General features: G+C 67.4%; 20 protein-coding genes and 2 pseudogenes. 11 read left to right on the top strand and 11 right to left on the bottom strand.

Annotated features, from left to right (window positions below; all coding sequences use genetic code 11):
* Positions 1-2: 2 nt before the first annotated feature.
* The 4 genes from F7O44_RS01985 to F7O44_RS01970 are packed head-to-tail and all read right to left on the bottom strand — an operon-like array spanning position 3 to position 6,682.
* Entirely contained in the window at positions 3-1,145 is a 1,143-nt protein-coding gene (locus tag F7O44_RS01985; protein WP_162448502.1) for an acyl-CoA dehydrogenase family protein, read from the bottom strand.
* Positions 1,126-1,863, bottom strand: a complete 738-nt coding sequence (locus F7O44_RS01980) for a thioesterase II family protein (RefSeq protein WP_162448501.1) — start codon at positions 1,861-1,863, stop codon at positions 1,126-1,128. The genes F7O44_RS01985 and F7O44_RS01980 overlap by 20 nt, the downstream gene beginning before the upstream one ends.
* On the bottom strand, positions 1,860-3,470 hold the full coding sequence (locus F7O44_RS31515) for a GMC family oxidoreductase N-terminal domain-containing protein (RefSeq protein WP_162448500.1): 1,611 nt from the start codon (positions 3,468-3,470) through the stop codon (positions 1,860-1,862). The genes F7O44_RS01980 and F7O44_RS31515 overlap by 4 nt, the downstream gene beginning before the upstream one ends.
* The gene (locus F7O44_RS01970) at positions 3,467-6,682 is read right to left on the bottom strand and encodes a non-ribosomal peptide synthetase (protein ID WP_162448499.1); all 3,216 of its coding nucleotides are present in this window, start codon (positions 6,680-6,682) and stop codon (positions 3,467-3,469) included. Before F7O44_RS01970 ends, F7O44_RS31515 begins: the two co-directional genes overlap by 4 nt.
* A 118-nt stretch (positions 6,683-6,800) precedes the next feature.
* Here F7O44_RS01970 and F7O44_RS01965 point away from each other — a divergent pair, with 118 nt between their 5' ends.
* From F7O44_RS01965 to argG, 3 genes are all read left to right on the top strand, one after another.
* Positions 6,801-8,324: a class I adenylate-forming enzyme family protein gene (locus F7O44_RS01965; RefSeq protein ID WP_162448498.1), complete on the top strand. Its 1,524-nt coding sequence runs from the start codon at positions 6,801-6,803 to the stop codon at positions 8,322-8,324.
* A complete protein-coding gene (locus tag F7O44_RS01960; RefSeq protein ID WP_162448497.1) occupies positions 8,311-8,952 on the top strand; it encodes a 4'-phosphopantetheinyl transferase family protein in 642 nt (213 codons plus the stop codon). Before F7O44_RS01965 ends, F7O44_RS01960 begins: the two co-directional genes overlap by 14 nt.
* A 106-nt stretch (positions 8,953-9,058) precedes the next feature.
* Positions 9,059-10,501, top strand: a complete 1,443-nt coding sequence (gene argG, locus F7O44_RS01955) for an argininosuccinate synthase (protein WP_162448496.1) — start codon at positions 9,059-9,061, stop codon at positions 10,499-10,501.
* 67 nt (positions 10,502-10,568) lie between these two features.
* Here the strand turns inward: argG and F7O44_RS01950 are convergent, their stop codons facing one another.
* From F7O44_RS01950 to F7O44_RS01940, 4 genes and pseudogenes are all read right to left on the bottom strand, one after another.
* Complete coding sequence (locus F7O44_RS01950; RefSeq protein ID WP_162448495.1) at positions 10,569-10,865, bottom strand: threonine dehydratase; 297 nt, start codon at positions 10,863-10,865, stop codon at positions 10,569-10,571.
* A gap of 86 nt (positions 10,866-10,951) precedes the next feature.
* Positions 10,952-11,230 (bottom strand): annotated as a pseudogene (locus F7O44_RS01945) (ArsR/SmtB family transcription factor); the annotation flags it as partial.
* A gap of 127 nt (positions 11,231-11,357) precedes the next feature.
* Positions 11,358-11,606, bottom strand: a complete 249-nt coding sequence (locus tag F7O44_RS31510; protein WP_343073821.1) for a carbohydrate-binding protein — start codon at positions 11,604-11,606, stop codon at positions 11,358-11,360.
* Positions 11,601-12,200 (bottom strand): annotated as a pseudogene (locus F7O44_RS01940) (lytic polysaccharide monooxygenase auxiliary activity family 9 protein); the annotation flags it as partial. The gene F7O44_RS31510 and the pseudogene F7O44_RS01940, both read right to left, overlap by 6 nt.
* Positions 12,201-12,486: 286 nt before the next feature.
* On the opposite strand from F7O44_RS01940, the gene F7O44_RS01935 reads away from it, so the two are divergent.
* The 4 genes from F7O44_RS01935 to F7O44_RS01920 all read left to right on the top strand — a co-directional run bounded on the left by F7O44_RS01935 (position 12,487) and on the right by F7O44_RS01920 (position 16,960).
* Entirely contained in the window at positions 12,487-13,428 is a 942-nt protein-coding gene (locus F7O44_RS01935; protein WP_162448493.1) for a formylglycine-generating enzyme family protein, read from the top strand.
* 287 nt (positions 13,429-13,715) lie between these two features.
* Positions 13,716-15,257: a SulP family inorganic anion transporter gene (locus F7O44_RS01930; protein WP_162448492.1), complete on the top strand. Its 1,542-nt coding sequence runs from the start codon at positions 13,716-13,718 to the stop codon at positions 15,255-15,257.
* Positions 15,258-15,318: 61 nt separating this feature from the next.
* The gene (locus tag F7O44_RS01925) at positions 15,319-16,032 is read left to right on the top strand and encodes a spermine/spermidine synthase domain-containing protein (protein WP_162448491.1); all 714 of its coding nucleotides are present in this window, start codon (positions 15,319-15,321) and stop codon (positions 16,030-16,032) included.
* A gap of 55 nt (positions 16,033-16,087) precedes the next feature.
* A complete protein-coding gene (locus F7O44_RS01920) occupies positions 16,088-16,960 on the top strand; it encodes a polysaccharide deacetylase family protein (RefSeq protein WP_162448490.1) in 873 nt (290 codons plus the stop codon).
* Positions 16,961-16,962: 2 nt separating this feature from the next.
* Here F7O44_RS01920 and F7O44_RS01915 read toward each other — a convergent pair whose 3' ends face one another.
* Both F7O44_RS01915 and F7O44_RS01910 read right to left on the bottom strand, forming a co-directional pair.
* A complete protein-coding gene (locus F7O44_RS01915) occupies positions 16,963-18,156 on the bottom strand; it encodes an MFS transporter (RefSeq protein WP_162448489.1) in 1,194 nt (397 codons plus the stop codon).
* 43 nt (positions 18,157-18,199) lie between these two features.
* Positions 18,200-19,735: an HD domain-containing phosphohydrolase gene (locus F7O44_RS01910; RefSeq protein ID WP_162448488.1), complete on the bottom strand. Its 1,536-nt coding sequence runs from the start codon at positions 19,733-19,735 to the stop codon at positions 18,200-18,202.
* Positions 19,736-19,983: 248 nt separating this feature from the next.
* On the opposite strand from F7O44_RS01910, the gene F7O44_RS01905 reads away from it, so the two are divergent.
* The 4 genes from F7O44_RS01905 to F7O44_RS01890 all read left to right on the top strand — a co-directional run bounded on the left by F7O44_RS01905 (position 19,984) and on the right by F7O44_RS01890 (position 24,431).
* On the top strand, positions 19,984-20,766 hold the full coding sequence (locus F7O44_RS01905) for a class I SAM-dependent methyltransferase (protein WP_162449273.1): 783 nt from the start codon (positions 19,984-19,986) through the stop codon (positions 20,764-20,766).
* A gap of 67 nt (positions 20,767-20,833) precedes the next feature.
* Positions 20,834-22,012, top strand: a complete 1,179-nt coding sequence (locus F7O44_RS01900; protein WP_162448487.1) for an MFS transporter — start codon at positions 20,834-20,836, stop codon at positions 22,010-22,012.
* A gap of 8 nt (positions 22,013-22,020) precedes the next feature.
* Positions 22,021-23,676 carry a LuxR C-terminal-related transcriptional regulator gene (locus tag F7O44_RS31505; RefSeq protein WP_343073799.1) on the top strand — a complete coding sequence of 552 codons (1,656 nt, stop codon included), beginning with the start codon at positions 22,021-22,023 and terminating at the stop codon, positions 23,674-23,676.
* A gap of 146 nt (positions 23,677-23,822) precedes the next feature.
* Entirely contained in the window at positions 23,823-24,431 is a 609-nt protein-coding gene (locus F7O44_RS01890; protein ID WP_162448486.1) for a GNAT family N-acetyltransferase, read from the top strand.
* A gap of 8 nt (positions 24,432-24,439) precedes the next feature.
* Here F7O44_RS01890 and F7O44_RS01885 read toward each other — a convergent pair whose 3' ends face one another.
* Positions 24,440-25,369, bottom strand: a complete 930-nt coding sequence (locus tag F7O44_RS01885) for a DUF2207 domain-containing protein (RefSeq protein WP_162448485.1) — start codon at positions 25,367-25,369, stop codon at positions 24,440-24,442.
* Positions 25,370-25,609: the final 240 nt, after the last annotated feature.

The following is a 25,609-nucleotide window of genomic DNA, read 5'->3' as shown; positions in this document are numbered from 1 at the left end:
GTTCAGAGTCCGAGGGAGCGGCCGATCAGTTCCTTCATCACTTCGGTGGGACCGCCGTAGATGGTCTGCACCCGGCTGTTGATCCATTCCCGGGAGACGTCGTTTCCGGCCAGGTAGCCGTGGCCTCCGTGCAACTGAAGTGCGCGGTCGGCCACCCGGACCTGCAGCTCGGTGGTCCACCACTTGACCTTCGCGGCGTCGGCCACGGTGAGCCGGCCCTCGTCGAGCTCATCGATGCAGTGCTCGAGGAACACCCGGGCGATGGAGACCTCGGTGTCCAGCGTCGCCAGGGTGAAGCGGTTGTGCTGAAGGCTCCCAAGCGTTCCGCCGAACGCCTGTCGGGTCCGGGCGTGCTCCAGGGCATCGGCCAGCACCAGTTCGGCCGCTGACACCGCCACGACAGCGATACTCAGCCGCTCGCGGGGCATACCCGACATCAGGTACATAGAGCCGGCGCCTTCGGCGCCGATCAGGTTCTCAGCAGGCACCCGGCAGTCTTCAAAACGCAGGTTGCACGTGTCGCTGGCCAGCCAGCCCAGCGTCGGTAGCCGCTCCCCGCGGGTGAAACCAGGTGTGCCGCGTTCCACCACGATCAAGCTGATGCCCCGCGTGCCGGGGGCGTCGGAGGTGCGGCAGGCCACAACCACGACGTCGGCGTTCTCGCCGTTGGTGATGAACGCCTTCTCACCGTTGAGCACGTAGTGCTCCCCCTCGCGCCGGGCCGTGGTCCGTAGAGCCGCGAGGTCCGACCCGCCGGTGGGTTCGGAGATGGCGATCGCGGCGACGAGTTCACCGGCGGCCAGCCCCGGAACCCAGCGGCTACGCTGCTCGGGTGTAGTTCTGGCCAGCAGGTAGGACGCCGCGACGTCGTTGTGGGCGACGATGCCGGGTGCTGTCACCCGGGCCCGGATCAGCTCCTCGGTGAGCAAGGCGGCATACCGGAACTCCGGCCGCCCAGCGCCGCCGAGTTCGGCCGGCGCACCCATGGCGAGCAGCCCAGCCTTGCCCGCACCGCGCCAGAAATCGCGGCCGACGATTCCGTCGCGCTCCCACTGCGCGTGGTGCGGCACGACATCGCGTTCGAGAAAGTCCCGGCACCTCTGCCGGAACGCCTCATGATCAGGATCATCCGGGCTGGTGCGCATGCTGACCCTCTCTGGTGATGTGACGGTGGATAACGGCCCAGACCGGCTGGGGGTCGCGCATCACCGCGAAGTGATCACCGTCGACGCTCACCTGTTCCGAAGGCACCGTGCTGTGCTCGGCCCACGCGGACATCCGATCCGGCGGCGCGTACGTGTCCCCTCTCGCGGAGATGATCGACAACGGGATGTCCACCCGCAGCCCTCGCTGCCGCGAGAATTGGCTACGGATCGCGTGGTCCTCGCGGAAGTGCCGCAAGATCCGGTCCCGCACCGGCCCGGCGCCCAGCAGGGACTTGGGGGTGCCACCGATGTCACTGATCTGCGCCAGAAGCGCCTCGTCATCCAGACCGGCGGCCTCGTCCACCGCCGAGTGCTGCGCCGGCGGCAGACCCGCCGAAACGATGGCCCGGACCGGGGCACGGCCGGCCTCGGCGACGGCGGCCGCGGTCGCCAGACTGACGACGGACCCGAAACTGTGCCCGAACGTCATCCACGGCACGTGTGGATCGTCGGCCAAGTCCGCCAGCACCTCGCGAGCGCAGGCCTCGACCAGCTCGGATAACGAGGCAGCCGCTGGTTCCCTGGTACGTAGGCCGCGGCCGGGCCGGTCGACGGGACGGATGTCGGTCGTGGGTCCGGCCATGGTCTGCCAGGGGCGATAGACCGATGCGGTGGCACCAGAGTGCGGGAAACAATAGAGGCGCAGGCGCCCGGTCATGATGTCAACATCTCCTTCGCGATTCGCTCGGCGAGCATCATGGTCGTGAGGTTGGTCGGAGTGCTCGGTATCGACGGGAAGACCGACGCGTCGACGACGCTCAGGCCCGCTACCCCGTGCACCCGGCAGCGCTGATCCACCACCGCCGCGGGGTCGGCCGCCGGCCCCATTCGGGCGGTGCCGACGGCGTGCCAGCCGGGATTCGCGATATTGCGGATGCCGCTACGCAGGACGGCCGCGTCGTTCAGGGTGCGAGCGGACCAGAACTGGACGCTGTCGATGTGCTCACCGATACCGGGCGCGTGCAGCAGCTCCCACGCGGCCCGGACACCACCGGCCAGCCGGTCCAGATCCTCCGGAGCCGAGCACAGCCCGAGTTCGACCACGGGCGGCACAGCTGGATCGGCCGAGCGCAGGAACACTCGTCCGCGCGATTCCGGACGCATCAGCATCACCGACATGCCCAGCGCTCCGCCCCGCAGCCGTCCAGCGAAGCCCGGGATAGCTGAAGTGTCGACATTGTTCAGCAAGCCGACCTGCAGGTCGGTCTGCTCGTCGTAGCCGCTGCTGAGCCGGGCCAGGACGTCGCGCCAGCGCGGGCTCGGCGAGCCCACACCCGCGCGCGGCACCGCCCAGATCACGACCGACACGTGATCGCTCAGCCCCTCGCCCACCCCGGGAAGCTCCGCCACGGCGGCGATGCCGAGCGCCCGGCACAGCGCGGGGTCGCCGATACCGGAGCGCAGCAGGACCTGCGGGCTACCGATCGCGCCGGCGCTCAGAATCACGCGGTCAGCCGGAAGGAACTGACTGCCGGTGCCCGTCAGCACATCCACGCCGGCTACGCGGCCTTGTTCGACGACTACGCGCATCACGTCGGTGTTGGCCCGGACCTCGAGGTTCGGCAGCCGGCGCGCCGGCGCGAGGTGGGTGCTCGATGCATCCATCCGCACGCCATCGACCGAGTTGGTGGGAACCGGGCCGACACCGGCCTCGGAACCGTCGTTGAGGTCCTTGCGCTCCGGGATGCCGAGCTGGACGCAGGCCGCCAGGAACGCGGCGTCGAGCGCATTGATCTCCTCCGTGCGGGTGATGGGCACCGGACCGCCGACGCCGTGCAGCTCGTCGCCGTCCCCATCACTGCCCGCGGCCCCTGGGTCGTGTTCCAGTCGCCGGTAGAAGGGCAGCACCGAGCCCCACGACCAGTCCGTGTTCCCCTCGCGTACCCACTGACCGAAGTCGCGAGGAAGAGCCCGCAGCGCCACCGCGCCGTTGACCGCCGACGACCCGCCCACACCCCGGCCGAGTGCGTAGGGAAACCGCGCATACAACGCCCTGGCGGCGGGTGCCCCGGCGGCGGTGAGTCGCCCGGCTAGCAGATCCTCTCGCGCGCTGCTGGAGCGCAGGTTGACACGGTGGTCCCAGTTGTGTCCCTTCAGGACCAGGGTGCTCGCCGAACGCAGCGGATGATCGGGGGCTTCGTCGTCGGAACGGTCCGGCCCGCTCTCCAGCAGGAGCACTCGGGCGCCGCTGCCGGCCGCGAGCCGCGAGGCGAGTACCGATCCGGCCGACCCAGCGCCGACAACGATGCAATCCCAGCCGGTCACGCGGCTCCCCGCTTGACGACCTCGGAGAACGCGGCGACGTCGGCGTTCATGAACAGTGTTTCGACGAGGTCCTGCTCAGCCTCGGCGCTGACGCCGAGCTCCTCCCGGACCTCGCGGAGAATGCCGACCGCGTGCAGGGAGTCGCCACCGATGTCGAAGAACCCGTCGGTGGTGCCGAACTCGTCGTGCCCGAGTTGTTTGGCCCAGATCGCCGCGACCTTCGCCTCGACGTCGTCCTTCGGCGCCACCTGGACGGCAGCGCTGGTTTCGTCGTCGGCCCACGGCGATACCAGGGCAGCCCGGTCGATCTTTCCGTTTCCGGTCAGCGGGATGTGCTCGGTGGGTAGATAGTGGCTGGGCACCATGAAGCTCGGCAATGACTCCGCGCACGTTTGCCGCAACGCCTCGATGTCGAAGAGCCCGTTGTCCGGCCGAGCTTCCGGAACCACATACGCGACGATCTGCCGCTGGCCCGTCCGCGGATGCTGCGGAGCGGTGACCAGCACCTGCCGGACACCGGGTGCGGCACTGAGGCACGACTCGATCTCGCCGAGCTCCACCCGATACCCGTTGATCTTCACCTGGTGGTCTTCACGTCCGAGGATCTCGATGTCGCCGCCGGGCAGGTACCGGCCGAGATCGCCGGTTCGATACAGCCGTTCCCCGGTGGCCGGGTGGACGATGAAGCGCTCCTCGGTGCGGACCGGATCTTTCCAGTAGCCTTGCGCGACACCCACGCCACCGATGTGAATCTCACCGGTCACCCAGGTAGGGCACGGCTGCAGCCAACGGTTGAGGACGTGCATCCTCTGGTTGGCGAGCGGCTTGCCGTACGGGATGCTCACCCATTCGGTCGAGACCTGCTCGATCGGATGGTAGATAGACCAGATGGAGCCTTCCGTGGCGCCACCCAGGGAGATGATCTGTGCCCGGGGAAAGCGAGCGCGGATCCGGTCCGGCAGGTCGACTGGAATCCAGTCGCCGCTCATCAGCACCAGACGGAGGGTGTCGCCGGCTCCGGTCCGGCCCGGCTCCTCGAGGCTGTCGATCCACAGCCGCATCGGTGCTGGCACGGTGTTCCAGATCGTGACGCCGTGGCGGGCGACGAGTTCACTCCAGTGGTGCACATCCGCCGCCCGGGAAGGATCTGGGACCACGACGGCGCCGCCGGCGGAGAGCACGCCGAAGATGTCATACACCGAGAGGTCGAATCCGGTCGGCGCCAGCGACAGCACCCGGTCATGGCTGCCGGCCCGAAAACGCTCGTTGATGTCCTGCACGGTGTTGGCGGCGCTGCGGTGAGTGATCATGACACCTTTGGGCTCGCCGGTGGAGCCAGAGGTGAAGATGACGTACGCGAGATCGTCGTAGCCTTGCGCGCTCACCACTGCTTCCGTGCTGTAGGCGCGGGTGCGCTCGCCGTCGGCCGTCACGACGTCGACGCCGTCGGGCCAGTGGAGCGTCTCGGCCAGCACGGTATCGGTGACGACGGCACGAACCCGGCAGCGCTGAAGCAGCGTGGCGCGCCGTTGAGCAGGGAGTTCGGGGTCGATACAGACGTAGGCGCCGCCAGCGTGCAGCACGCCGAGGATGGCCGCCAGCTGCTCGGCTCCGGCCTGCATGCAGACCGCTACCAGTTCGCCGGGGCGCGGCGCGGCGACCTCGCGCAGGTGCCGGGCGACCTGGTACGAGCGCGCGGCCAGGTCGCCATGGGTGAGTTCGCCGGAAGGGCCGGCCACAGCCAGTGCGTCCGGGTGACGCCGGGCGGCCTCGGCCACGAGGTCGTGTAGGCGGGCCGCCGGTATATCGCTCGCGGTGGAGTTCGCCTGCCGCTGTTCGGCCGCGGCCTCGGCCGGCAGTGGCACCAGGCTGCCGCTCTGCTGCCACAAGGACTCATCGGTGGCAAGGCGATCGAGCAGATCGCGGTACGCCGCGAACATGGCGTCGAGCACACCGGCGGCAAGCAGCCCATCCACGGCGTGCCAAGTGACCACGATGCCTTCCGCGGACTCGATGACCTGGTTCTCCAACCAGACCTGTGGCGTATCGGTGCTGATCTCGATCAGCTCACCGAAGGCGGCCAAGCCGTCAGGCGCCGCGGTTCCCACCGTGGAGGTGAACACGACCGGCATCGACACCCGGCCGGTATCGGACCGGCGGCTGAGCTCACGCAGCACCTGGATCCCGCTGTAGGCCAGCTGTTCGGTGTCCTCGCGCATGCGCCGCTGCAGATCAGCGGCCCGTTCCAGAAATGTCTGCCCCGCCTCGGCGGAGACTTCGAGCAGGCTCGGGATGCTGAACTGTCCGACGGCCTCGTGCAGGCCAGGAACGACGGCTCGTGGTTCGTGCGCGGTGAGGGTCAGGGTGAACTCGGCGTTTTTGGACCACGTGCGGACAACCTCGGTGAACGCGGCGAGCAGCAGCGTCGAGGGTTCCAGGCCGTGAGCCCGCGCGGCCGCTTCGAGGCGCTGCCAGGTGCGGACGTCGAGGTCGGTTCGGAGTGAGGTGAACTTGGGACGGCCGAGCTGCTCGGGCGCGACCGCCAGCGGGAGCTCTGGGGCGTTGGGCAAGTGATCGAGGCGCCGCTGCCAGTACTCGGCAGCGGCCTGGCCTTCGGCTCCCGCGGCCCGCCGGTCGATCGCGGCGACGTAATCACCGAACCGGCCCGGTGCCGGGCCGGGTGGGTCGCCGTCGACGAGAGCACGGAGCTCGGCCAGCAGCCGGAGCACGCTCCGCAGGTCGAGAAAGAGCAGTTCCACCGCGACGTGCACGTGACAGCGGTTTTCGCCGACCCGGGTGAGACTCAGCTCCACCGGCGGGCCGATTGTGTCGGAGCCCGCGCGCATCCGGCGACGGGTCTGCTCCAGCCGCTGGTCCCGCTCTGCCTGCGGCAACCCGCTGACGTCCGCGTACTCGACGCTCGGCGGCGCGGGGTCGGCAACGTGCAGCCGATCTTCCCCGGCGAGCCGGGCGCGCAGCATGTCATGGCGTTCGAAAAGCTCCCCGGCCGCGGCCTCGAAGCGGTCGATGTCCAGGTTCTGACCCGCCAGCTCGAGGTAGCAGCGAGGCGCCAGACCGCCCAGCTCGAGTCCGGGCCTGCGGCCGAATAGGTAGGCGTGCTGAATGTCAGTGAGACCGAAGAACCGTGAGTGATCATCGGTGCGATCTGCGGCCGTTTGCATGGCGTACGGCCCGACATCGGTCGAGGTCATGCGGCTCCTTCCAGCTGCGTCACCCCATGGAGAGGCGGACCCAGCAGGCGCTATAAGACTGAGAATCATTATCTATACTGACATTGGGGATGTCCACTTCCCGGTGAAGGGAGAACACATGGGGTTCGCTGATCGACTAGCCGGGGCGGTGGCGGCTCCTCCGGCGCACGCGGACGCCCTCGTGCACCAGGACGGGTGGTGGACCTGGGGACACATGCGCGCGCTGATGGCCGCCACCGAGGATTTCCTCCAGGCGGCCGGGTGCGGCTCCCAGCAACGTGTCGGGATTGTCCTGGACAACAAGCCCGAGCACATCGCGGCCGCGCTGGCTGTGCTGTCCAGCGGGCGCTGCCTGGTCTCGCTCAGCGCCATCCAGCCCCCGCCGGCCCTCGCCACCTCCCTGACACATGCCCGCCTCCCGGTGGTACTCGCCAGCCCCGCGACCCTCTGGGACACGCGCGTAACAGAGGCGATCCGCGCCACCGGGACCCGCTACGGCGCGCTCCTCGCCGACGGAAACGTCGTCCCCGGCCCAGCCGCTCATCCTCAACCGAACCCGGCGCCGGAGCACGCGCCGCCCGGCGCCACAATCGAGATATCGTCGTCCGGCACCACCGGCCCGCCACGCACCATCACCCTCCATGAGCGGCAGGTGGAGGCGTCACTCGCCGCGAGCGGCCAGTACAAGACCACCGACCAGAACGGCATGGCAGCGCCGCGGCCAACCACCGTCATCGCGCATCCGATCTCGCACATCGCCGGACTCTGGGCCCTCCTGGGCGCCGTCGTGTCCGGTCGCCGGATCGTGCTGATGCCGCGCTTCCACGTCGACGACTGGGTGGCCGCAGTCCACCGGCATCGCGTCCATACCGCGTTCCTGGTCCCCGCCGCGTTGCGGAGCATCCTCGATGCCCGGCCGCCCACCGACCACCTATCCTCACTGGCGCTGATCAACACCGGCGCCAGCCACTGCCCCCCTGAGGTCACGCGGGGCTTCTGGGATCACTACGGTATTCCGGTCCTGACGACCTACGGCACCACCGAATTTGCCGGCGCCATCGCGGGCTGGACACGACAGCTACACGCCGACTGGGTGCGGTCCAAGGCCGGGAGCGCCGGCCGGGCCTACCCCGGCGTCGAACTCCGGGTCAGCGACGCCGCTGGGACCGTACTCCCCCGCGGCTGGGTGGGCCGCCTGGAAGTCCGCTCCGACCAGGCTCAACCCGGCACATCGTCCTGGACGCGCACCAACGACCTCGCCCGCATCGACGCCGACGGCTTCCTCTGGATTGCCGGACGGGCGGACGCGGTCATCCAGCGCGGCGGCTTCAAGATCCAGCCAGAACGGATCGAGCAGGTACTCCAGCGCCATCCCGGCGTCCGTGAGGCCACGGTGATCGGCATGCCCGACGAGCGCGTAGGCGCGGTCCCCGTCGCAGCCATCGAACCCGAGCCGCACGCGGAGCCGCCCACGGAGCAAGAGCTACTCGACGCATGCCGGTCCAACCTCGCACCCTACGAACAGCCGCGCGACATCGTGTTCTTCGATCTGCCGCGGACACCATCGGGCAAGATCATCCGCGCCGACGTCGCTGATCGCGTCCGGGAAGCACAGCAGATCCGCGACGATGCCGCGTCCTGACCTGCCCACCCACCTCGCCTGGCGCGACACCACGCGGGACTTGCCGGGAAGGTTGCTGCCGAGCGAAGCCTCAGCCGTGCGTCGCGCGTGCGCCAGTCGACGTGCTGAATTCACCACCGGCCGGATCCTCGCCCGCGCCGCGCTCCGCGACGTCGGAGCATCGGTATCGGCCATCGGCACCCGTCATCGCGCGCCAGTCTGGCCAGTGGGCTTCTGCGGTTCCATCACCCATTGCGCCGGCTACCGTGCGGCCGTCGCGGCGAGCACGACGCGGATCCGAGCGGTCGGCATCGACGCCGAGCCTCAACTCCCGCTACCGGCCGAGCTGTGCGGGGAGGTGCTGTCCGCCTCCGAGATCGAATTGCTCGCTGACACCGCAGCACATGTCAGCTTTGCCTGCAGGGTTGCCTTCTCCGCCAAGGAGTCGCTCTACAAGCTGTGGTCCGCGGTCACTGGACGCTGGCTGGGCTTCCACCACGCCCACATCGTGCGCTTTCACTGGGACGGCGCGGGCGGCACGATCCGGCTTCGGTTGCAGACGCCGGTCCGGGATTTTCCCGGCGAGATCGAGGTATCGGGCGCGGCGTCCGACGGCATCGTCGTCACGGCCGCGTACATTCCCTCATGATCATTGTGCTCGTTTAGGTGCTATAGCCCCTAAACGAGCACAATGATCACCGCGCACCGGGCTGCGTCGGTTGCATGTTCATGCAAAGCAGCGCATACTTTTGCCTATGTCCAAGGTCATCACTTCCCTGCCTGCCGGCGAACGGATCGGCATCGCCTTCTCCGGAGGTCTCGACACCTCCGTCGCGGTCGCGTGGATGCGCGACAAAGGCGCGGTGCCTTGCACGTACACCGCCGACCTTGGGCAATACGACGAAGCCGACATCGACTCGGTCCCGGGCCGAGCGACGCTGTACGGCGCCGAGATCGCGCGCCTGGTCGACTGCCGCGCCGCGCTGGTAGAGGAAGGGCTTGCCGCCCTGACCTGTGGAGCGTTCCACATCCGCTCCGGAGGGCGGTCCTATTTCAACACCACGCCGCTGGGCCGGGCGGTCACGGGCACACTCCTGGTTCGGGCGATGCTCGAGGACGACGTCCAGATCTGGGGCGACGGTTCGACGTTCAAAGGCAACGACATCGAACGGTTCTACCGGTACGGACTGCTGGCCAACCCCAATCTGCGCATCTACAAGCCGTGGCTCGACCCGGCCTTCGTCGCTGAACTCGGCGGCCGCAAGGAAATGAGCTCGTGGTTACAGGCTCACAACCTGCCCTACCGCGACAGCGAAGAGAAGGCGTACTCGACCGATGCCAACATCTGGGGCGCCACCCACGAGGCCAAAACCCTGGAGCACCTCGACACCGGGGTGGAAACGGTCCAGCCCATCATGGGCGTGCGCTTCTGGGATCCGGCCGTAGAGATCGCCGCCGAGGACGTCACCATCGGCTTCGAGCGGGGCCGCCCGGTCACCATCAACGGCACCGCGTTCGACACGGCCGTCGACCTGGTCAAGCGGGCCAACGAGATCGGCGGCCGGCACGGGCTTGGGATGTCCGACCAGATCGAGAACCGCATCATCGAAGCCAAGAGCAGAGGCATCTACGAGGCGCCCGGCATGGCGCTGCTGCACACCGCATACGAGCGGCTGGTCAACGCGATCCACAACGAAGACACCATCGCGAACTACCACGCCGAAGGCCGGCGGCTCGGCCGGCTCATGTACGAGGGCCGCTGGCTCGACCCGCAGGCACTGATGCTGCGCGAGTCGCTTCAGCGCTGGGTCGGCTCGGCCATCACCGGAGAAGTGACTCTTCGGCTCCGCCGCGGTGAAGACTACTCGATCCTCGACACCACCGGCCCCGCACTCAGCTACCACCCGGACAAGCTGTCCATGGAACGCACCGAGGACTCGGCCTTCGGGCCCCTGGACCGGATCGGCCAGCTCACCATGCGCAACCTGGACATCGCCGACTCACGCGCCAAACTCGAGCAGTACACGGGGCTCGGCCTGGTCGGGTCCGCCCACGCGGAGCTGATCGGCGCCGCGCCGCGCCCGGAACTGATCGGGGAAATGGCCCACGGAGGAGCCGAAGCGATCGCGTCTCGCGGCGAAACCGACGACGACGGCACCCTTCTCGACCGTGCGGCCATGGAGTCCGGCACCGACTAGCACTAGGCGAACTCGGGATCACCCAACCCGCGAGACACCATTGCCGGGGAGATCCCGGCGGACGGCACTAGTGCTCGTCGTAGTGGCCGTCGTGCGCGGCATGACGGTGGGCTCCGTGGACATAGTCGACGTGGTCACCATGTTCGACCGTGGCGTGCCCGCATCCGGGACCATGCTCGTGATCATGCGAACCGTCGACGACGTGGACTTCGACGTCATGCTCGTCGACATGGTCTTCATGCGCGTGGTGCAGGTGGCCGTCATGCAGATAGTCGACATGGCCTTCGTGCTCGACAGCGACGTGCCCACAGTCAGGTGCGTGCGTGTGGGTGTGGCCGTCATGGGTGACGTGTGTAGTGCTCATCATGCGCCCTTCTTGTGGTGGCTAACGGATTCCTCGTGCTCATCACCCGGCTGCTCGACGTCGCCGGGTTCACCGCCCCGCAGAGGCTCACTCACGTGCGAGATCGCGTCATCGACGACGTGCGCGACGTGTTCGTCCATCAAGCTGTAACGAACCTCTTTGCCGTCGCGCTCCCCATGCACGAGACGCGCACCGCGCAACACCCGCAGGTGCTGCGACACAAGTGATTGCGACAGGCCGGTCACCTCGACCAGCTCGTGGACACACGCCTCATGCTCGGCCAGGCGGCGGATGATGGCCAGCCGTGCAGGTGAGGTCAGAGCCTTGAATAGCTCCGCCACCAGCTCCAACTCTGACCTATGCATCACGCAAACACATTAGCATGTGTTCATATAACGTGCAGGCGCACAACAGAATCGGGCGCACCGAAGCCGCTGGCCGGCGACGCCGCCGGCCAGCGTTCCAGTGCGGGACCGCAGAAGGTCCGCCGCGTTAGAGGGCGGTCAAGCTCGCCTCCACAGGGACAGCCGCCACACAATCCCCGATCGCTTCCCACACATCCCAGGCGCCACCCGCCGCCGGCTCTTCGCCCTGCGTCCACCACCGGGCCCGATACTCGACACCCTCATGGCTCACCGTGTCGCCGCCCAGGTAAACCGCGCTCGCACTCCAGGCGGGCGCTTCGCACTCCGGTGGCTCGGGGTCAGGGTCGCCGGGGCCGCCGCCGTTGCCGTTGAACACCACGTCGTGACAGGCATAGAAAGCATTGGGCGTGTCCGCCACGGTCCATACGGCCAGGATGAGGTGCCGGCCCTGCTTGTCAGCGGGCAGCTGCGAGACGTGTGAATACTCGAAAGGCGGCTGTCCCTGGAACGGGACGGTGGCGAACGGCTCCGGCTCGAGCATGTCCCGGGTCAGCGGATCAAGTGGGTTATAGCTGTCGTTGGTGACGAAATACTCGAACTTCGACGTGCTGTGCGGGGCGGTGAACTGCCAGCGGAACTCGTGGTCAGCGCCCGCCACCAGGGTCTCGGTAGGCCAGTTGCCGCCACGTGGGTTATCCAGCGGAGCGAATGACTGATTGCCCCCCGCGCAAATCTGGCCGTCGGGCGGGCCCGCGTCCGGGAAGCCGTCCGGACCCTCAACGCTCTGCGGCTCCCATTGGATCGGGCCACAGTTGTCGACCGTGCCTTGCGCGCAATGCAACTGCCTGCTGACAGGGCTGTCGGTATAGCCGTGCGCAGCGGCGGCGGGAGCGCCGACGAGCCCCAGGGCGACCACCATGGCGGCGCCGGTGAATGTGGCAAACCCGGTTCGGATCAGCGTGGTTGTCATGTTCCAGCCTCCTCCTGTTATCCCCGTTCACTAGCCCCCGCTCGCTTGCCCTCCCTTCGTCCGCTTGCCGTCGCGTACTGTAAATTGCCTTTCCTTTTTACCGATCCTCTCCAGCGGCCGCCACATATCAGATTGGTCCTAATACGGGACTTATCTTTCGCCCGCGCGTTCCCCCGGGCACCGCGCCGCACGTTGGCCTCGATCTGCGATGCTGATGACGGACGAGGCAGACCCCGGCGCACAGCTGTGGCTCGGCGCCGCGAGCGAAGCCCGGGAAGGGAGAGCCATGACCGACCAACCCTGTTGTTCAGCCAGCCGGCCTGAAGGTCAGACGGTGGCCATCGACGCCCTCCCGCAGCCTTCCGGCACCGGCGACGCCACCGCCGGCATGACACACCTGCCCGGAGGCACGTTCCTCATGGGTACCGACGCCCAGGACGGCTATCCCGCCGACGGCGAAGGGCCAGCACGAGAAGTCACGCTGAGCCCGTTCTGGATCGACACCACCACCGTCAGCAACGCTGACTTCTCCGTGTTCACCGAAGCCACCCGCTGGATCACCGTCGCCGAACGGCTCGGAACCTCTTTCGTCTTCGCCGGCTTCCTGCCCGACAACTTCCCACCTACCCGCGGCATCGCCGAGGCTCCCTGGTGGCGCGAGGTACACGGCGCGGACTGGCGCCACCCCGAGGGCCCGGACTCCACGATCGACGACCGCATGAACCACCCAGTGGTCCACATCACCTGGCGCGACGCCCGCGCCTACGCCAAATGGGCGGGCAAACGCCTGCCCACCGAGGCCGAGTGGGAGTACGCGGCCCGCGGTGGCCTGGTGCAGAACCGCTACCCGTGGGGCAACGAGCGCGAACCCGGCGGCCAGCACCGCATGAACGTCTGGCAAGGCACCTTCCCAACGAAGAACACCGCCGCTGACGGCCACACCGGCACCGCCCCCGTCGATGCCTACGAACCCAACGGCTACGGCCTGTACAACATGACCGGCAACGTCTGGGAATGGTGCTCCGACTGGTTCGACCCCACCTGGCACCTGACCGGCCCCAGCGTCGATCCGGCCGGCCCAGCCCGCACCGGCCGCAAGTCCATGCGCGGGGGATCCCACCTATGCCACGCCAGCTACTGCTACCGCTATCGCGTCGACGCACGAAGCTCGAACACTCCGGACAGCTCAGCAGGCAACATCGGCTTCCGCTGCGTCCGCTCCGGGTAGACAACAGCACTGCGCAGTGAGCAAGGACACACAGGCAATCTGGCCAACAGCGCGCTACTGGCACGTAACCGGCCGGACATCAGCGTAGGATCCAATTGCGCGTGAATGCCCCGCGCCCACATTCGTAAGCAAGACCCAGCGCCCGAGCGCTGGCCGCACCACCGCTCCACGTTGCGGCGCCGGTTTCGACCCGGCGTCCACACGCGCCGCTGAAGTCGCCGTGCGAGCTGCTGACCACTTCACTCGCAGGGGCCCGATAGCTCCGCGAATCGCTCGCGATACCAAGGATGACATTGCCGACAACGCCTGACCCTGCCCTGCCCAAGAAGCCCCGCACGTCCGACCGCAAGACTCGCCCGTCATCCAGGTGGGCGCGGTTCCGCCAGGCATGGCTGTCCAACCCCCGCGCCGACATCCTCGCCGGCATCGTCGTGGCGCTGGCGCTGATTCCCGAGGCGATCGCCTTCTCGATCATCGCTGGCGTGGACCCCAAGGTGGGCCTGTACGCGTCGTTCTCGATCGCGATCATCATCTCCATCGCCGGCGGCCGTCCCGGAATGATCTCCGCGGCGACCGGGGCGATGGCCCTGATCATGGTTCCGCTGGTCCGTGAACACGGTGTCGAGTACTTGTTCGCCGCCACGATCCTGGCGGGGGCGCTTCAAGTGCTGCTCGGCGCCCTCGGCGTCGGACGGCTGATGCGCTTCGTTCCCCGGACGGTGATGGTCGGGTTCGTCAACGCCCTGGCCATCCTCATCTTTCTGGCGCAGGTGCCGCACGTCGTCGGTGAGGCGTGGCAGGTCTACGTCCTCGTCGGCGCCGGCCTGGCGATCATCTACCTGCTGCCCCGGCTCACCAAGGCGGTTCCCTCGCCCCTCGTGGCGATCGTCGCACTCGGTGTCGCCGCCACGACGTTCAGCATCAACGTGCCGACCGTGGGCGACATGGGCGAGCTGCCCAACGCCTTGCCCGTCATCGGTGTGCCGATGGTGCCGATGAACTTCGAGACACTGGTCATCGTGGCGCCGTTCGTCGTCACCCTGGCCTTCGTCGGCCTATTGGAATCGTTGCTGACCGCGCAGATCGTCGACGACTTCACCGACACCAACTCCAACAAGGACCGCGAAGCACGCGGGCAGGGCATCGCCAACGTCGCCACCGGGTTCTTCGGCGGGATGGCGGGATGCGCGATGATCGGCCAGTCGGTCATCAACATGAAGTCCGGCGGCCGTACCCGGCTGTCCACACTCACATCCGGCGTCGCGCTGCTCATCATGATCCTGGTGCTGGGTGATCTGGTGGCGATCATTCCGATGGGCGCGCTGGTCGCGGTCATGGTGATGGTCTCGATCTCCACCTTCGACTGGTCGAGCATCCGCCCGAGCACGCTCAAACGAACCCCACTGAGCGAGACCGCGGTGATGGTGACGACCGTGGCGATCGTCGTCGTCACCCACAATCTCGCCTACGGTGTCATCGCCGGGGTACTCCTGGCCGCGATCTTCTTCGCCCGCCGCGTCGCCCACCTCGTGGACGTGTCCAGCGTGCTGGATCCCGACGGCGGCATCCGGGTCTACGCGATCACCGGCGAGCTCTTCTTCGCCTCCACGAACGAACTCGTCCACTCCTTCGACTATGCCGACCCCACACCACGTGTCGTGATCGACCTGACCGACGCCCACGTCTGGGACACGTCTGCCGTCGCGACCTTGGACACCGTCGTGGCGAAATACGCCGCACGTGGTGTCACGGCCGAACTCATCGGCCTCAACGAGCACAGCGCGGAACTCCACGAACGCACCACCGGCCAGCTCACGGACGCCCATTGACCGGGTGAGACACTGGGGCGGCCGGCCCGGGTGCGGGGAAGCGTCGTCGATTGGGAGCCCGATGAGTGCACGGCTCGAGGAACTGGACTGGCGGTCCACCCCGTGGGGCGAGATCAGCTTGCGCCGTCGCTGGGACCCGGTCTTCGACGCTGAGGTCTATGAGATCAAGCTCGACGACGACTTCCTGATGTCGAGCATGTTCACCGCGGCCGAGATCGAGATGGTCCGATTGGCTCTCGCGGACACCGGCGAGCGCGAGATCGACGTGGTTGTCGGCGGGCTCGGCCTCGGCTATACGGCACAGACCGTTCTGGAGTACTCGCAGGTTCGCTCGCTGGCCGTGATCGAGGCGGTCGGCGAGGTGGTGGAGTGGCATCAGAGCGGTTTGATTCCGGCCGGCGCCACCTTGACATCCGACGACCGATGTCGCCTCGTTCACGGCGACTTTTTCGCGTTGCTTCGCGACGGCGGAGGACTCGATCCGGCTGACTCCGCTCGGCGGTTCCATGCCGTCGTCGTCGACATCGACCACTCGCCGCGTCATGTTCTCCATCCCAGCCACGCTGATTTCTATACGTCCGCGGGATTGGGCCGCCTCGCCGCCTGTCTCCATGAAGGGGGCATCTTCTCCTTGTGGTCGAACGACCCTCCCGACGACGAGTTCATCGAGGTGCTCGCGACGGTCTTCCGCGACGTGCGCGCGGAGGTCGTCAGGTTCGACAATCCATTGCAGGATCACGACGCCACCAACACGGTGTATCTCGCGCGCGTGTAACCAGCAGCCCGGAGAAGTTGAACTTGACATCAACGTCAACTTCTACGATGCGGCCATGACGAGCACAAGGCAGAACGACCTCTTCGACTACAGCCCGATAACCGACCGGCAGCCGATCAGATGGCCGGACGGCGCCCGCGTCGCCGTCTATGTCGGCCTCAACATCGAGCATTTCCTCATCGACCGGCCATCCACCAGCATCTGGCCCGGCACCGCCGATCTTGTCCCCGACGCCCTCAACTACGGCTGGCGCGACTACGGACCCCGCGTCGGTATCTGGCGCACGATCGAGAGCCTCGACCGGCACGGCATCCAGGCAAGCGTGCTGCTGAACTCCGCGGTCGCCGACCATTACCCGCAGATCATCAGCGCCGGTCTCGAACGAAACTGGGCCTGGCTCGCCCACGGGCGGACCAACTCCATCCTCCAGGCCGGGATGACCCGCGAAGAGGAACGCCGTTATCTCGCAGACGTCGTGGGCACCATTGCCGCCGCTACCGGCCGCCAGCCACGCGGCTGGATGGGGCCGGGCCTGACCGAGACGTTCAACACCCCGTCGCTGCTCGCGGAACTCGGCCTGGACTACGTCCTGGACTGGACCAACGACGACCAGCCTTACCGGCTCAATGTGCCTGGCATGATCAGCGTCCCGTACACGGTGGAACTCAACGACCTGCTCCTGTTCGGCAACGGCACCACCGGGCCGGAGTTCGTCCAGATCGTCAAAGACCAATACGAGCAACTACACACTGACGCCGAACACAGTGGCCGGGTGATGGCCTTGGCGCTGCACCCTTTCGTGATCGGCCAGCCATTCCGGCACAAGTACCTCGACCAGGCGCTGGCGTACCTGGTGGCCCAACCCGACGTGTGGCTGACCACCAGCGACGAGATCGCCGGGCACTTTCAACGCATGTCCCGGGAATAGCCCTATACGCGGGCCCGGCGTCGCTGCGACCACAAGGACATGGTCCACGCGCCCCCGGCCAGCGCCACCGCCGCGGCGACGCCGAAGGCCCAGGGGATCCCCATGGCGGCAGCCACCATGCCCAGCAGGATCGGCCCGCCGCCGAGACCAAGGTCAAGGAAAATGCTGGCCGTGCCCGAGGCCGCACCACGCTCGGACGGCCGGGCCGTCGCGAAGATGGCCGCGAAGAACGCCGGTGTGCTGAACGTGACGCCGAGTGCCATCATGACCGTTCCCAGGATGATGCCCGCCGGGGACGTCCACAACGCCACCACGGCCAGCCCGGAGGCGATCATGGCCAACGCGGCGGCACCCAGGATCAACGGTGGAAAGCGGTCGTGAATCCGCGCGAAGGCGATGCGGCCGACGACAACCACGCCGCCATAGACGACCAGCGGGATGCCCGCGCGAGCCATCCCCACCTCCCCGGCATGCAGAGCGACGAAGGCAAGGAATGCACCCATCGCAACAACCGAGGCGAAGAAGCCCAGAGCCGGTGCAAGCGCCCTGACATGGATCAAAGGCGGCCGCTGCTCCGGGACCGTCCGATTGACCTGGGTCTCCCCGATGTAGACGACGGCCAGCACGGCGAAGACGGCCAGTGCCGCCGCCCCGTACCACGCGACGGTGAATCCCCACCGGCTGACGAGGAACTCGCCCAGCAAGGGACCACCCGCGATGCCGACGTAGAGACCCAGCGAGTTGTAACTCAGCGCTTCACCGATCCGGCTCGGCGGTGCCAGATCGGCGAGCGCGGCGAACGACGCCACGAAGAACGCGGCCTCCGCCACGCCGAGCAAGAGCCGGATCACGACGACGAGGACGAGTCCGTCGACGTGTGCGGTGGCGGCCATGCAAGCCGCACAGAGCAGAGCACCGGTGATCAGCAGTGGGCGGCGCCCGAGTGTATCGGTCAGGCGGCCGGCCAGCGGACGGAGCGCCAGCGCGGAAACGGCGAACGCTCCGAACGCGATGCCGGCACCTGCGGTGCCGGACCCCACTGGGCCGGTGACGTATAGCGGCAGGACCAGCAAGGACATGCCAACGGCGGTGAAGTACGCGAGGTCGGCGACGGTCAACCCGATGAACGCCGGGGTGAACAACCGCTCCGGGACCTGGTCCGACCTCGGCTTGGAAGATGCGGTGGATGTGGACATGCCGTCAGTCTTGGCCCGCGGAGGCGCCTCGGCATGAGTAGACCTACCTAACTTCTGCCCCGGCCAAGCCGTGTTCCATCGCGAACATCGCGGCCGCCGCGCGGGTCGACACACCGATCTTCGTGTACAGGTCCTGCACGTGATTCTCGGCCGTTCGTCGCGAGATCACCAGCCGGTCTGCGATTTCGCGATTCGACAATCCGTGTGCCACCAGCCGTAATACCTCGACCTGGCGCTCGGTCAGCCCGGCCGGGCGGACGCGGCGGGCACGGTGCTCATGGCCCGCGGCCTCGAGCACCGCCTGTACGGCGTCGCCATCCAAACACCCAGCCCGCGCCTCGTCGTTGAGTTGCTGTGCCGCAACCGCCGCCGTTGCCGCGGGTCTCCCCGGACGTTCTTCCATCGACGTCCGGTACGCGTCGGCGACGGCCAGGACACGCGCGGCCATGGGCATCCGGTCACCCGTCAGGCCGCGATGGTACCCGCTGCCGTCGCATCGTTCATGATGCTGTCCGGCCAGCGCCGCGACACCCGCGAACATCGGAACACGCGCGAGCACCCGCTCACTGTGGTACGGATGGAGCCGCGTCTGGTCGAGTTCGGTCGCGCTCAGCGGTTCGGTCTTGTCCCAGATCCGGCTCGAGATCGCTACCCGGCCGATGTCGTGCAGATAGCCGGCGACCCGAACATCGTCGATGTCGTCGTGGAGACCGAGCACGCTGGTGGCGGCTGCGGCCAGCTCCCCTACGGCGGAGGAATGCCCCCGTAGCCGAGGGCTCTTCAAGTCCGCGAGATCACCGAATGTTCTCGCCACGGCCTCGAGTTCCGGCTCGCTGACCATGAAGACCGGATCGGGCTCGCTGTCCAGGACGGTTGGATAGGCATCCATGGTCTCCACATCGGACAGCAGCTCTTCGCCATGTGCCAGGAACAGGTCGGCCAGCTCTGGTTCCAGATAGCTACCGCTACGGCGCCGCACCTCCGCCAGCGCCGCGTCCGTCCCGGCATGTAAGAGAAACAACACAGCGACGGACGAGACGTGCATGAGCCTCGTGCTCAACGGGATACCCGGGCCGGAAACCTTGGGATAGCCTTTCCCGTTCCACATCGACACGGTGTGGCCAAGGCAGTTCTGAACCGACTCCGGCAGGCCGAATCTGCGGGCTGCCTCGCGCGCTACATCACAGGTGGCAGCCGGGGCGTTGGCATTGACCTCGCGCACCGATCGTAGGGTCGAGGCGAGCACGCGCATGCGCGACCGGCCAGTCGCCTCGGCCATCCCGGGCGCCCAGACCCGCCAGATGTCTCGCGGATCGGCTTCGTTCATCAGGAACGCGAACCGGTTGGTGGCGACGTCGTCACCCCAGATTCGGGCCAGTTCATGCGCGTAGGCCGTGCAGCCGAGGTGCTGGAGCAAAGACACGTAGACGACCTCGCGCACCGCCTCGTCGTCACAGCCCGCGACTCTGGCCAGCCGTGCGGCAAGCACGCAGCGCCGCAGCGACTCATCGGGCGCGGCGCCGGTGCCCAGATCCGTCACGGCTGCCAGCCCTCCGAGCAGCCCGAGCAGGCGGAACACCTTTACATAGTGGCCCTTCGGGGCCGGATGCGCCAGAACATCCCCTTCCGACGTCAAGCCCACGCAAGGCCCCGCCGGCCGAGTGGTACGGCGCCGCACTTGTCGTCCACCGGGTCGAGGCGTACTTTCGAGACGACGAGATCGTCATCACGGCCGTCAGGGCCGACACCATCGTGCAGGGGGGATGCACCGTGGCCAAACCCAACAAGACCTCGTCCGACCAAGAGCTGAAAGTGCGCCATCGTGCTATGTGGGCGTTGGGCGACTATCCGACAATCGCCGCCGACCTCATTCCCGAACTGGGCGAAATCCTGGTCGAAGCGGCCGGCGTCGGACCTGGCCAGCGTGTTCTGGACGTCGCTGCCGGCGCCGGCAACGTCGCTATTCCGGCCGCCCGGGCCGGGGCGGACGTCGTCGCGAGCGACCTCACACCCGAGTTGCTCACGGCGGGCCGCGCTGCGGCAGCACAACAGGGTGTCGACATCACCTGGGACGAGGCAGACGCCGAGAACCTACCCTACGCCGACGATACGTTCGATGCCGTCTTGTCCTGTGTTGGGGTCATGTTCGCACCCCACCACCAAGCCAGCGCGGACGAGTTGATCAGGGTATGCCGGCCAGGCGGAACGATTGGCTTGATCAACTGGACGCCGGAAGGGTTCATCGGACAGATGTTCGCGACAATGAAACCCTACGCTCCCCCACCACCCCCAGGCGCCCAGCCGCCACCACTGTGGGGTCACGAGGACCATGTGAGAGTTCTGTTCGGCGATCGGGTCGACGAAGTGACCGTACGCCGTCAGTCTCTCGTGGTCGATGCCTTCGACGATCCTGACCAGTTCCGCGAGTACTTCAAAGCCGGTTACGGGCCCACAGTGGCGATTTATCGGGGTATCTCCAGCGATACCGATCAAGTGACCGCCCTCGATCATGATCTTTCCGAACTCGCCAGGCGATTCGACCAGGGAACCGAACGGATGCAGATGGCTTGGGAGTACCTGCTGTTCACTGCACGGAAGGTTGTACGATGACTGCATGACCTGGCGACATTGATCTTCACCTCGCTCTCGACGAACCTCTCGCCGCGCTCCAGCGGCCATGCTGGCAGGCAGGCTCTATGCCTATGCCTTCTGCCAGGATCTGATTCTGCTGTATCCGCTTTATGCGTTGCTGTTCGCTGAAACGGGCCTGACCACCGCGCAGATCTCGTCGTTGTTCGTCATCTGGTCTGTCGCGAGTCTCACGATCGAGATACCGTCCGGCGTGTTGGCTGACGTCGTCTCACGTCGGCTGCTGCTGGTCCTGGGACCGTTGTTGACCGGTGCGGGGTTCGCACTATGGATCGCCCTCCCCTCGTATCCAGCATTCGCCCTGGGCTTCGTCTTGTGGGGTGCGGGGAGCGCGTTCCAGTCCGGAGCACGAGAGGCGCTCGTCTACGAAGAGCTCGACCGGCACGGCGAAGCGTCGCGCTACGCCCGTCTCATCGGCCGATCGGCGGCCGCGAGCACAGTGGCGGTCGCCATGGGTATAGTCGCGGCCGGCCCGGCCTTCGACGCCGGCGGCTACTGGCTCGTTGGAGTGGCGAGCATCCTGGCGTGCGCGGCGTCCGCCGCCATCGGGGCGACGTTCCCCGAACACCGCGACAATAAGATTCCGGACCCCGACACTGGATTCCGCTCCTATACCGCGACTCTGGGGCTCGGCGTCAATGAAATCAGGACACAGCGGCCGGTGCGTTCAGCAGTACTGTTCCTGATCGCGATCAGCGCGATCTGGGGCTCGCTCGAGGAGTACGTCGGCCTGCTTGCCGCTGATACCGGCGTGGAAACCGCTGAGGTGCCCATGCTCATCCTCGCGGTGTACCTCGGCATCGCCATCGGTGGGCTGCTTGGTGGTGTAGGCCGCCGGCTGAGCCGTCGCACGCTGGCCGTCTTGCTCGTTCTCGCAGCGGCCGCCCTCGCTGCCGGTGCTCTGGCCGGCAACCCGCCAGGGTTCATGCTGATCGGGCTGGCGTTCTGCGTGTTCCAGATGGCGGAAATCGTCGCGAACACCCGGCTTCAGGACGCCATCACCGGTCCGGCGCGGTCGACCGTGACATCAGCGGCCGGCTTGGGGACAGACGTCGCGGGAATCGGTGTCTACGCCATCTACGCTGCTGCGTCCACGGCGGCTGACCACTCCGCGATCTTCGCCGGCTGGGCCGCAGCCTATGTCGTCATCGCACTCCTTCTCGGCGCAAGACCTCAAGGGAGACATTTTGCCTCGCGAGGTGGATGATGTGAGATGTGAAGGCTCGCGCGGAGCCTGCCGAAACGCAGAACGAGGCGGCCGGCTGGTCGGCGCTGGCGCGGCGGGATTGGGACGCCGCCTGGCGCCGCTTCGCCGCGGCCGTCGCAGAACACGAAACCGCCGAAGCGCTCGAGGGCCTGAGCTGGGCGGCATGGTGGCGGGCGGACCTCGACACACTCTTCGACGCCCGCGAGCGTGCCTACCGCGCGTACCGGGCAACCGGTCGCAATCGGGACGCGGCACGGGTCGCCGCCTGGCTCGGAACCGACTCGGTCGACTTTCGCGGCGAGATCGCCGTGGCCCAGGGCTGGTTACGCCGCGCGCGGGGACTTCTCGAAGGAGACGGCGCCAGCCCCGAGCTGGGCTGGCTCGACGTCCACGAGGCCGAGAAGCTGCTCTTCGCCGGACACAGCGAACAGGCTCGGGAACTAGGCACCCGGGCCGCTGTTCACGGTCGGGCGTTCGGAATCGTTGACCTGGAAATGATGGGGCTGGCCACCCAAGGTCTGGCCCTCGTCCGCCAGGGCAACGTCGACGAAGGCCTCGACCGGCTCAGCGAGGCGACAACTGCCGCGCTCGCTGACGAATTCACCGAACTGTGGTCCGCCGGCTGGTGCTGTTGCTACATGATCTACGCCTGTGAGCAAGTACGCGACTACGATCGCGCGGCGCAATGGTGCCGCAAAGTGGAGGCCTGGTCACAACGTTTGAACCTGCAGTTGCTGAACCGGGCATGCCGGGCCAACTACGCAGGTGTCCTGATCTGGAGGGGAACGTGGCAGCAAGCCGAGTCCGAACTCGCCGAGTCGATCAGCCTGCTTGCGCAGCTTCGGCCTCCCACCGCGCTCGACGCGTCGGTCCGGCTCGGTGAACTGCGGCGTCGCCAGGGCCGCTACAACGAGGCCGCAGCAATCTTCGAACAGGCCAGCGAGCATCCGCTGGCGATCCTCGGTGCCGGCGAGCTGTCCCTCGATCTCGACGAACCCGGCATAGCCTGCGAACGTGCCCAGGAATACTTGCGGCAAGCATCGCCCGACGCCGCCACCTACCGGGTCGCGGGACTGGAGCTGCTGGCGCGGGCCGCAGCCATCCGTGGTGACCTGGACCTCGCCGGCTCCGCACTGCAGGAACTGTCCACCATCGCCGAGCGGATACCAACTGATCCGGTCCGAGCGTCAGTTGCCTATGTCCGGGGCGCAGTCGCATCAGCCCGGGGCGAAGGCGATCGCGCCCGCATCGCTTTCGAAGACGCTGTTCGCTACTACCACCGTGCCCGGGCGCCTTTCGAAGAGGCCCTCTCCCGGATGGCACTCAGCCGCCAGCTCGACCAGGCGGGACGTACACCACAGGCACTGCACCACGCCCAGGCTGCCGCGCAGTTGCTGCACGACGTCGGTGCCGCGAAAGCGGCCGAATCCGCGGATGCCTTGATCCGTACGCTCGAACCCGCCAAACACGTTGCGCTGCTCACCGCTCGGGAGCGCGAGATCCTGCGTTTGGTGGCCGCCGGTGAGACCAACCGAACCATCGCTGGCCTGCTGGTGCTCAGCGAACACACCGTCAACCGGCACATCACCAATGTCCTCACCAAACTCGATACCGGCTCGCGGTCCGCGGCCGTCGCCGAGGCGTTGCGGCGGGGCCTGATCTGACCCGGACCCACCCAACCCCCGCGGGCCACCATGGCGCGAACACGCCATATCCCCGCCGTCACGAGAGTTGGCGCACTCCTGCGAAGCGATCCGTCCCGCCGACCAGCAAGGCTGACAACCGACCGCTTCTGTTCTGAGGAGGAGCCATGAGCAACACGATCGCGGAGACCGAAACCGTCCGTAAGGCGACCGCCGCGGACGCGGGCCGGCTGGCCGAGACGCTGGCAGCGGCGTTCTTCACCGATCCGGTCCTGTCCTGGTGTTATCCCGACCTTGCTCGCCGGGCGTCGATCCTGCCGGCCAGTTTTCGCGTCATCGTGGACGCAGCGATGCCGCATGGCGGTGTCGACACCGTCGCCGACGAGGTCGCCGGCGCGGTCTGGATCCCGTTCGAGGCCGACGTCGACGACGACGCCATGGCAGCCGAGCTGGGCCGGTTGTCGGCGGAGTACGCAGAACGGAGTTTCACGCTATTCGAGCTCATGGGCGCCCACCATCCGCACGAGCCCCACGACTACCTGTTCGTGTTCGGCACCCAGCCGGAATGGCAGTCACGCGGGCTTGGCTCCGCCCTGCTGCGTTCGGCGCTCGCCAGCTGCGACCGGCACGGCATGCCCGCTTACCTCGAGGCGACCAGTGAACGCAACATGCAGCTGTACCGGCGGCACGGGTTCGACGTCACCGAGGTCGTCACGTTGCCCGACGGGCCGCCGTTGTGGTGCATGTGGCGCAGGCCCAGCAGCATCACGGGTTGAGGAGGCGGTCAGTCTCCGGCCTCGCCCGCATCGATGTGTTCCTGGCCGTGCCTGGCAACCAACAGCGCCTGGCCACCGTTGATGTGCTTTCCCTGGCCACGACGAGATCGGGCGCTCCACCTGGAGTCCGGGGTGGTTCCCTGGATGGACCGCCGCAGCCCGGCGTCGTGCATAGCACTGAACCCGCCGACGGCTACCCGGTGCGCCTCGCTGGCCTCCCGCGGCAGCCGGACGCGAAGCTGCTCCAGCACCTCCCGGCCGAGCGCCGTCTTCGGATCCACTCCGCTGTATCCACGCTTCTTCGCATAGATGTGCGCCGCGGCGACAGACGACGCGACGCCTAGAACACCGGCCAGTCCAACTGTCCACGACGACTGAAGGTCCTGGAGATCCTCATATGATCCAACTGACCGCAACGCTCCGAACAGGCAGGCCGCAAGCCCTGCCAGCATAGGGAACGCGACCTTGGTCGGCCCCCATGCCTGCCGCACCGGACTGACCACAAGATCATGGCGGACGAATTCGGCCAGCGCGTGCCTCAGTCTGTCCTTCGGCGCCAGCCGTCGCACGTGATCGAGGCCATCTTGGCCGACGTCCCGGATCAGCTCGAGCATACGTACGTCCTCGTCGCTGACCCCGGAGCCGCACGCGTGTTTCCACGCCTCGGCCAGCAGTTGCTCAGCGCCCGGCGTGATGGTCAATCGGCCGGCCGCGTCTCCGCGCACAAAACCGAGCTCAGCCAGCCGCACAACGTGGGCGTCGATCGCCCGGGCCACTCCCCCGCTCAGCATGCCGGTCCAGGCGAGATCGAACCGCGACTGGTCCACTATCCGAGCGGCTTCCTCGCCGTGCGAACGACGGTCCATACGCACGGATCCCCAGGCGGATCCGAACCCAAGAGCCAGAACTAGGCCGTAGGCGATCCACCAGAAGGTCACCAGAGCCTCCGCGCCCACACAATTCGCGCCACAACACCCCTGTACACCCGAGGAATCTTCTGGACAGGTTCATCCTGGCCGGATGGGGGAACGGGAGCCGACTTCGGGTGGCAACGACGAGTGAACACCGGGCAAAAGGTTCGAACCACCGATGGGGACACGCCAGGTTCGCTGCAAGCCGGCAAGTCCCCGGCGTGCCCCGGGAGACCGAGACACCCGCCGCGCCATTGTCAGACCCGG

The organism is Phytoactinopolyspora mesophila (assembly GCF_010122465.1).
In the GTDB taxonomy this organism is placed as follows: Bacteria; Actinomycetota; Actinomycetes; order Jiangellales; family Jiangellaceae; genus Phytoactinopolyspora; species Phytoactinopolyspora mesophila.
The sequence above is the reverse complement of the archived record's forward strand: the minus strand, read 5'-3'. Positions and strand labels throughout refer to the sequence as shown.

Coding starts and splice junctions, on each gene's coding strand:
- F7O44_RS01915 (WP_162448489.1), bottom strand. CDS start 18,156: ATGTCCACATCCACCGCATCTTCCAAGCCGAGGTCGGACCAGGTCCCG.
- F7O44_RS01935 (WP_162448493.1), top strand. CDS start 12,487: ATGACCGACCAACCCTGTTGTTCAGCCAGCCGGCCTGAAGGTCAGACG.
- F7O44_RS01950 (WP_162448495.1), bottom strand. CDS start 10,865: ATGAGCACTACACACGTCACCCATGACGGCCACACCCACACGCACGCA.
- F7O44_RS01920 (WP_162448490.1), top strand. CDS start 16,088: ATGACGAGCACAAGGCAGAACGACCTCTTCGACTACAGCCCGATAACC.
- F7O44_RS01900 (WP_162448487.1), top strand. CDS start 20,834: ATGCTGGCAGGCAGGCTCTATGCCTATGCCTTCTGCCAGGATCTGATT.
- F7O44_RS01980 (WP_162448501.1), bottom strand. CDS start 1,863: ATGACCGGGCGCCTGCGCCTCTATTGTTTCCCGCACTCTGGTGCCACC.
- F7O44_RS01965 (WP_162448498.1), top strand. CDS start 6,801: ATGGGGTTCGCTGATCGACTAGCCGGGGCGGTGGCGGCTCCTCCGGCG.
- F7O44_RS01930 (WP_162448492.1), top strand. CDS start 13,716: ATGACATTGCCGACAACGCCTGACCCTGCCCTGCCCAAGAAGCCCCGC.
- F7O44_RS01970 (WP_162448499.1), bottom strand. CDS start 6,682: ATGACCTCGACCGATGTCGGGCCGTACGCCATGCAAACGGCCGCAGAT.
- F7O44_RS01925 (WP_162448491.1), top strand. CDS start 15,319: ATGAGTGCACGGCTCGAGGAACTGGACTGGCGGTCCACCCCGTGGGGC.
- F7O44_RS01905 (WP_162449273.1), top strand. CDS start 19,984: ATGTGGGCGTTGGGCGACTATCCGACAATCGCCGCCGACCTCATTCCC.
- F7O44_RS01890 (WP_162448486.1), top strand. CDS start 23,823: ATGAGCAACACGATCGCGGAGACCGAAACCGTCCGTAAGGCGACCGCC.
- F7O44_RS01960 (WP_162448497.1), top strand. CDS start 8,311: ATGCCGCGTCCTGACCTGCCCACCCACCTCGCCTGGCGCGACACCACG.
- argG (WP_162448496.1), top strand. CDS start 9,059: ATGTCCAAGGTCATCACTTCCCTGCCTGCCGGCGAACGGATCGGCATC.
- F7O44_RS01985 (WP_162448502.1), bottom strand. CDS start 1,145: ATGCGCACCAGCCCGGATGATCCTGATCATGAGGCGTTCCGGCAGAGG.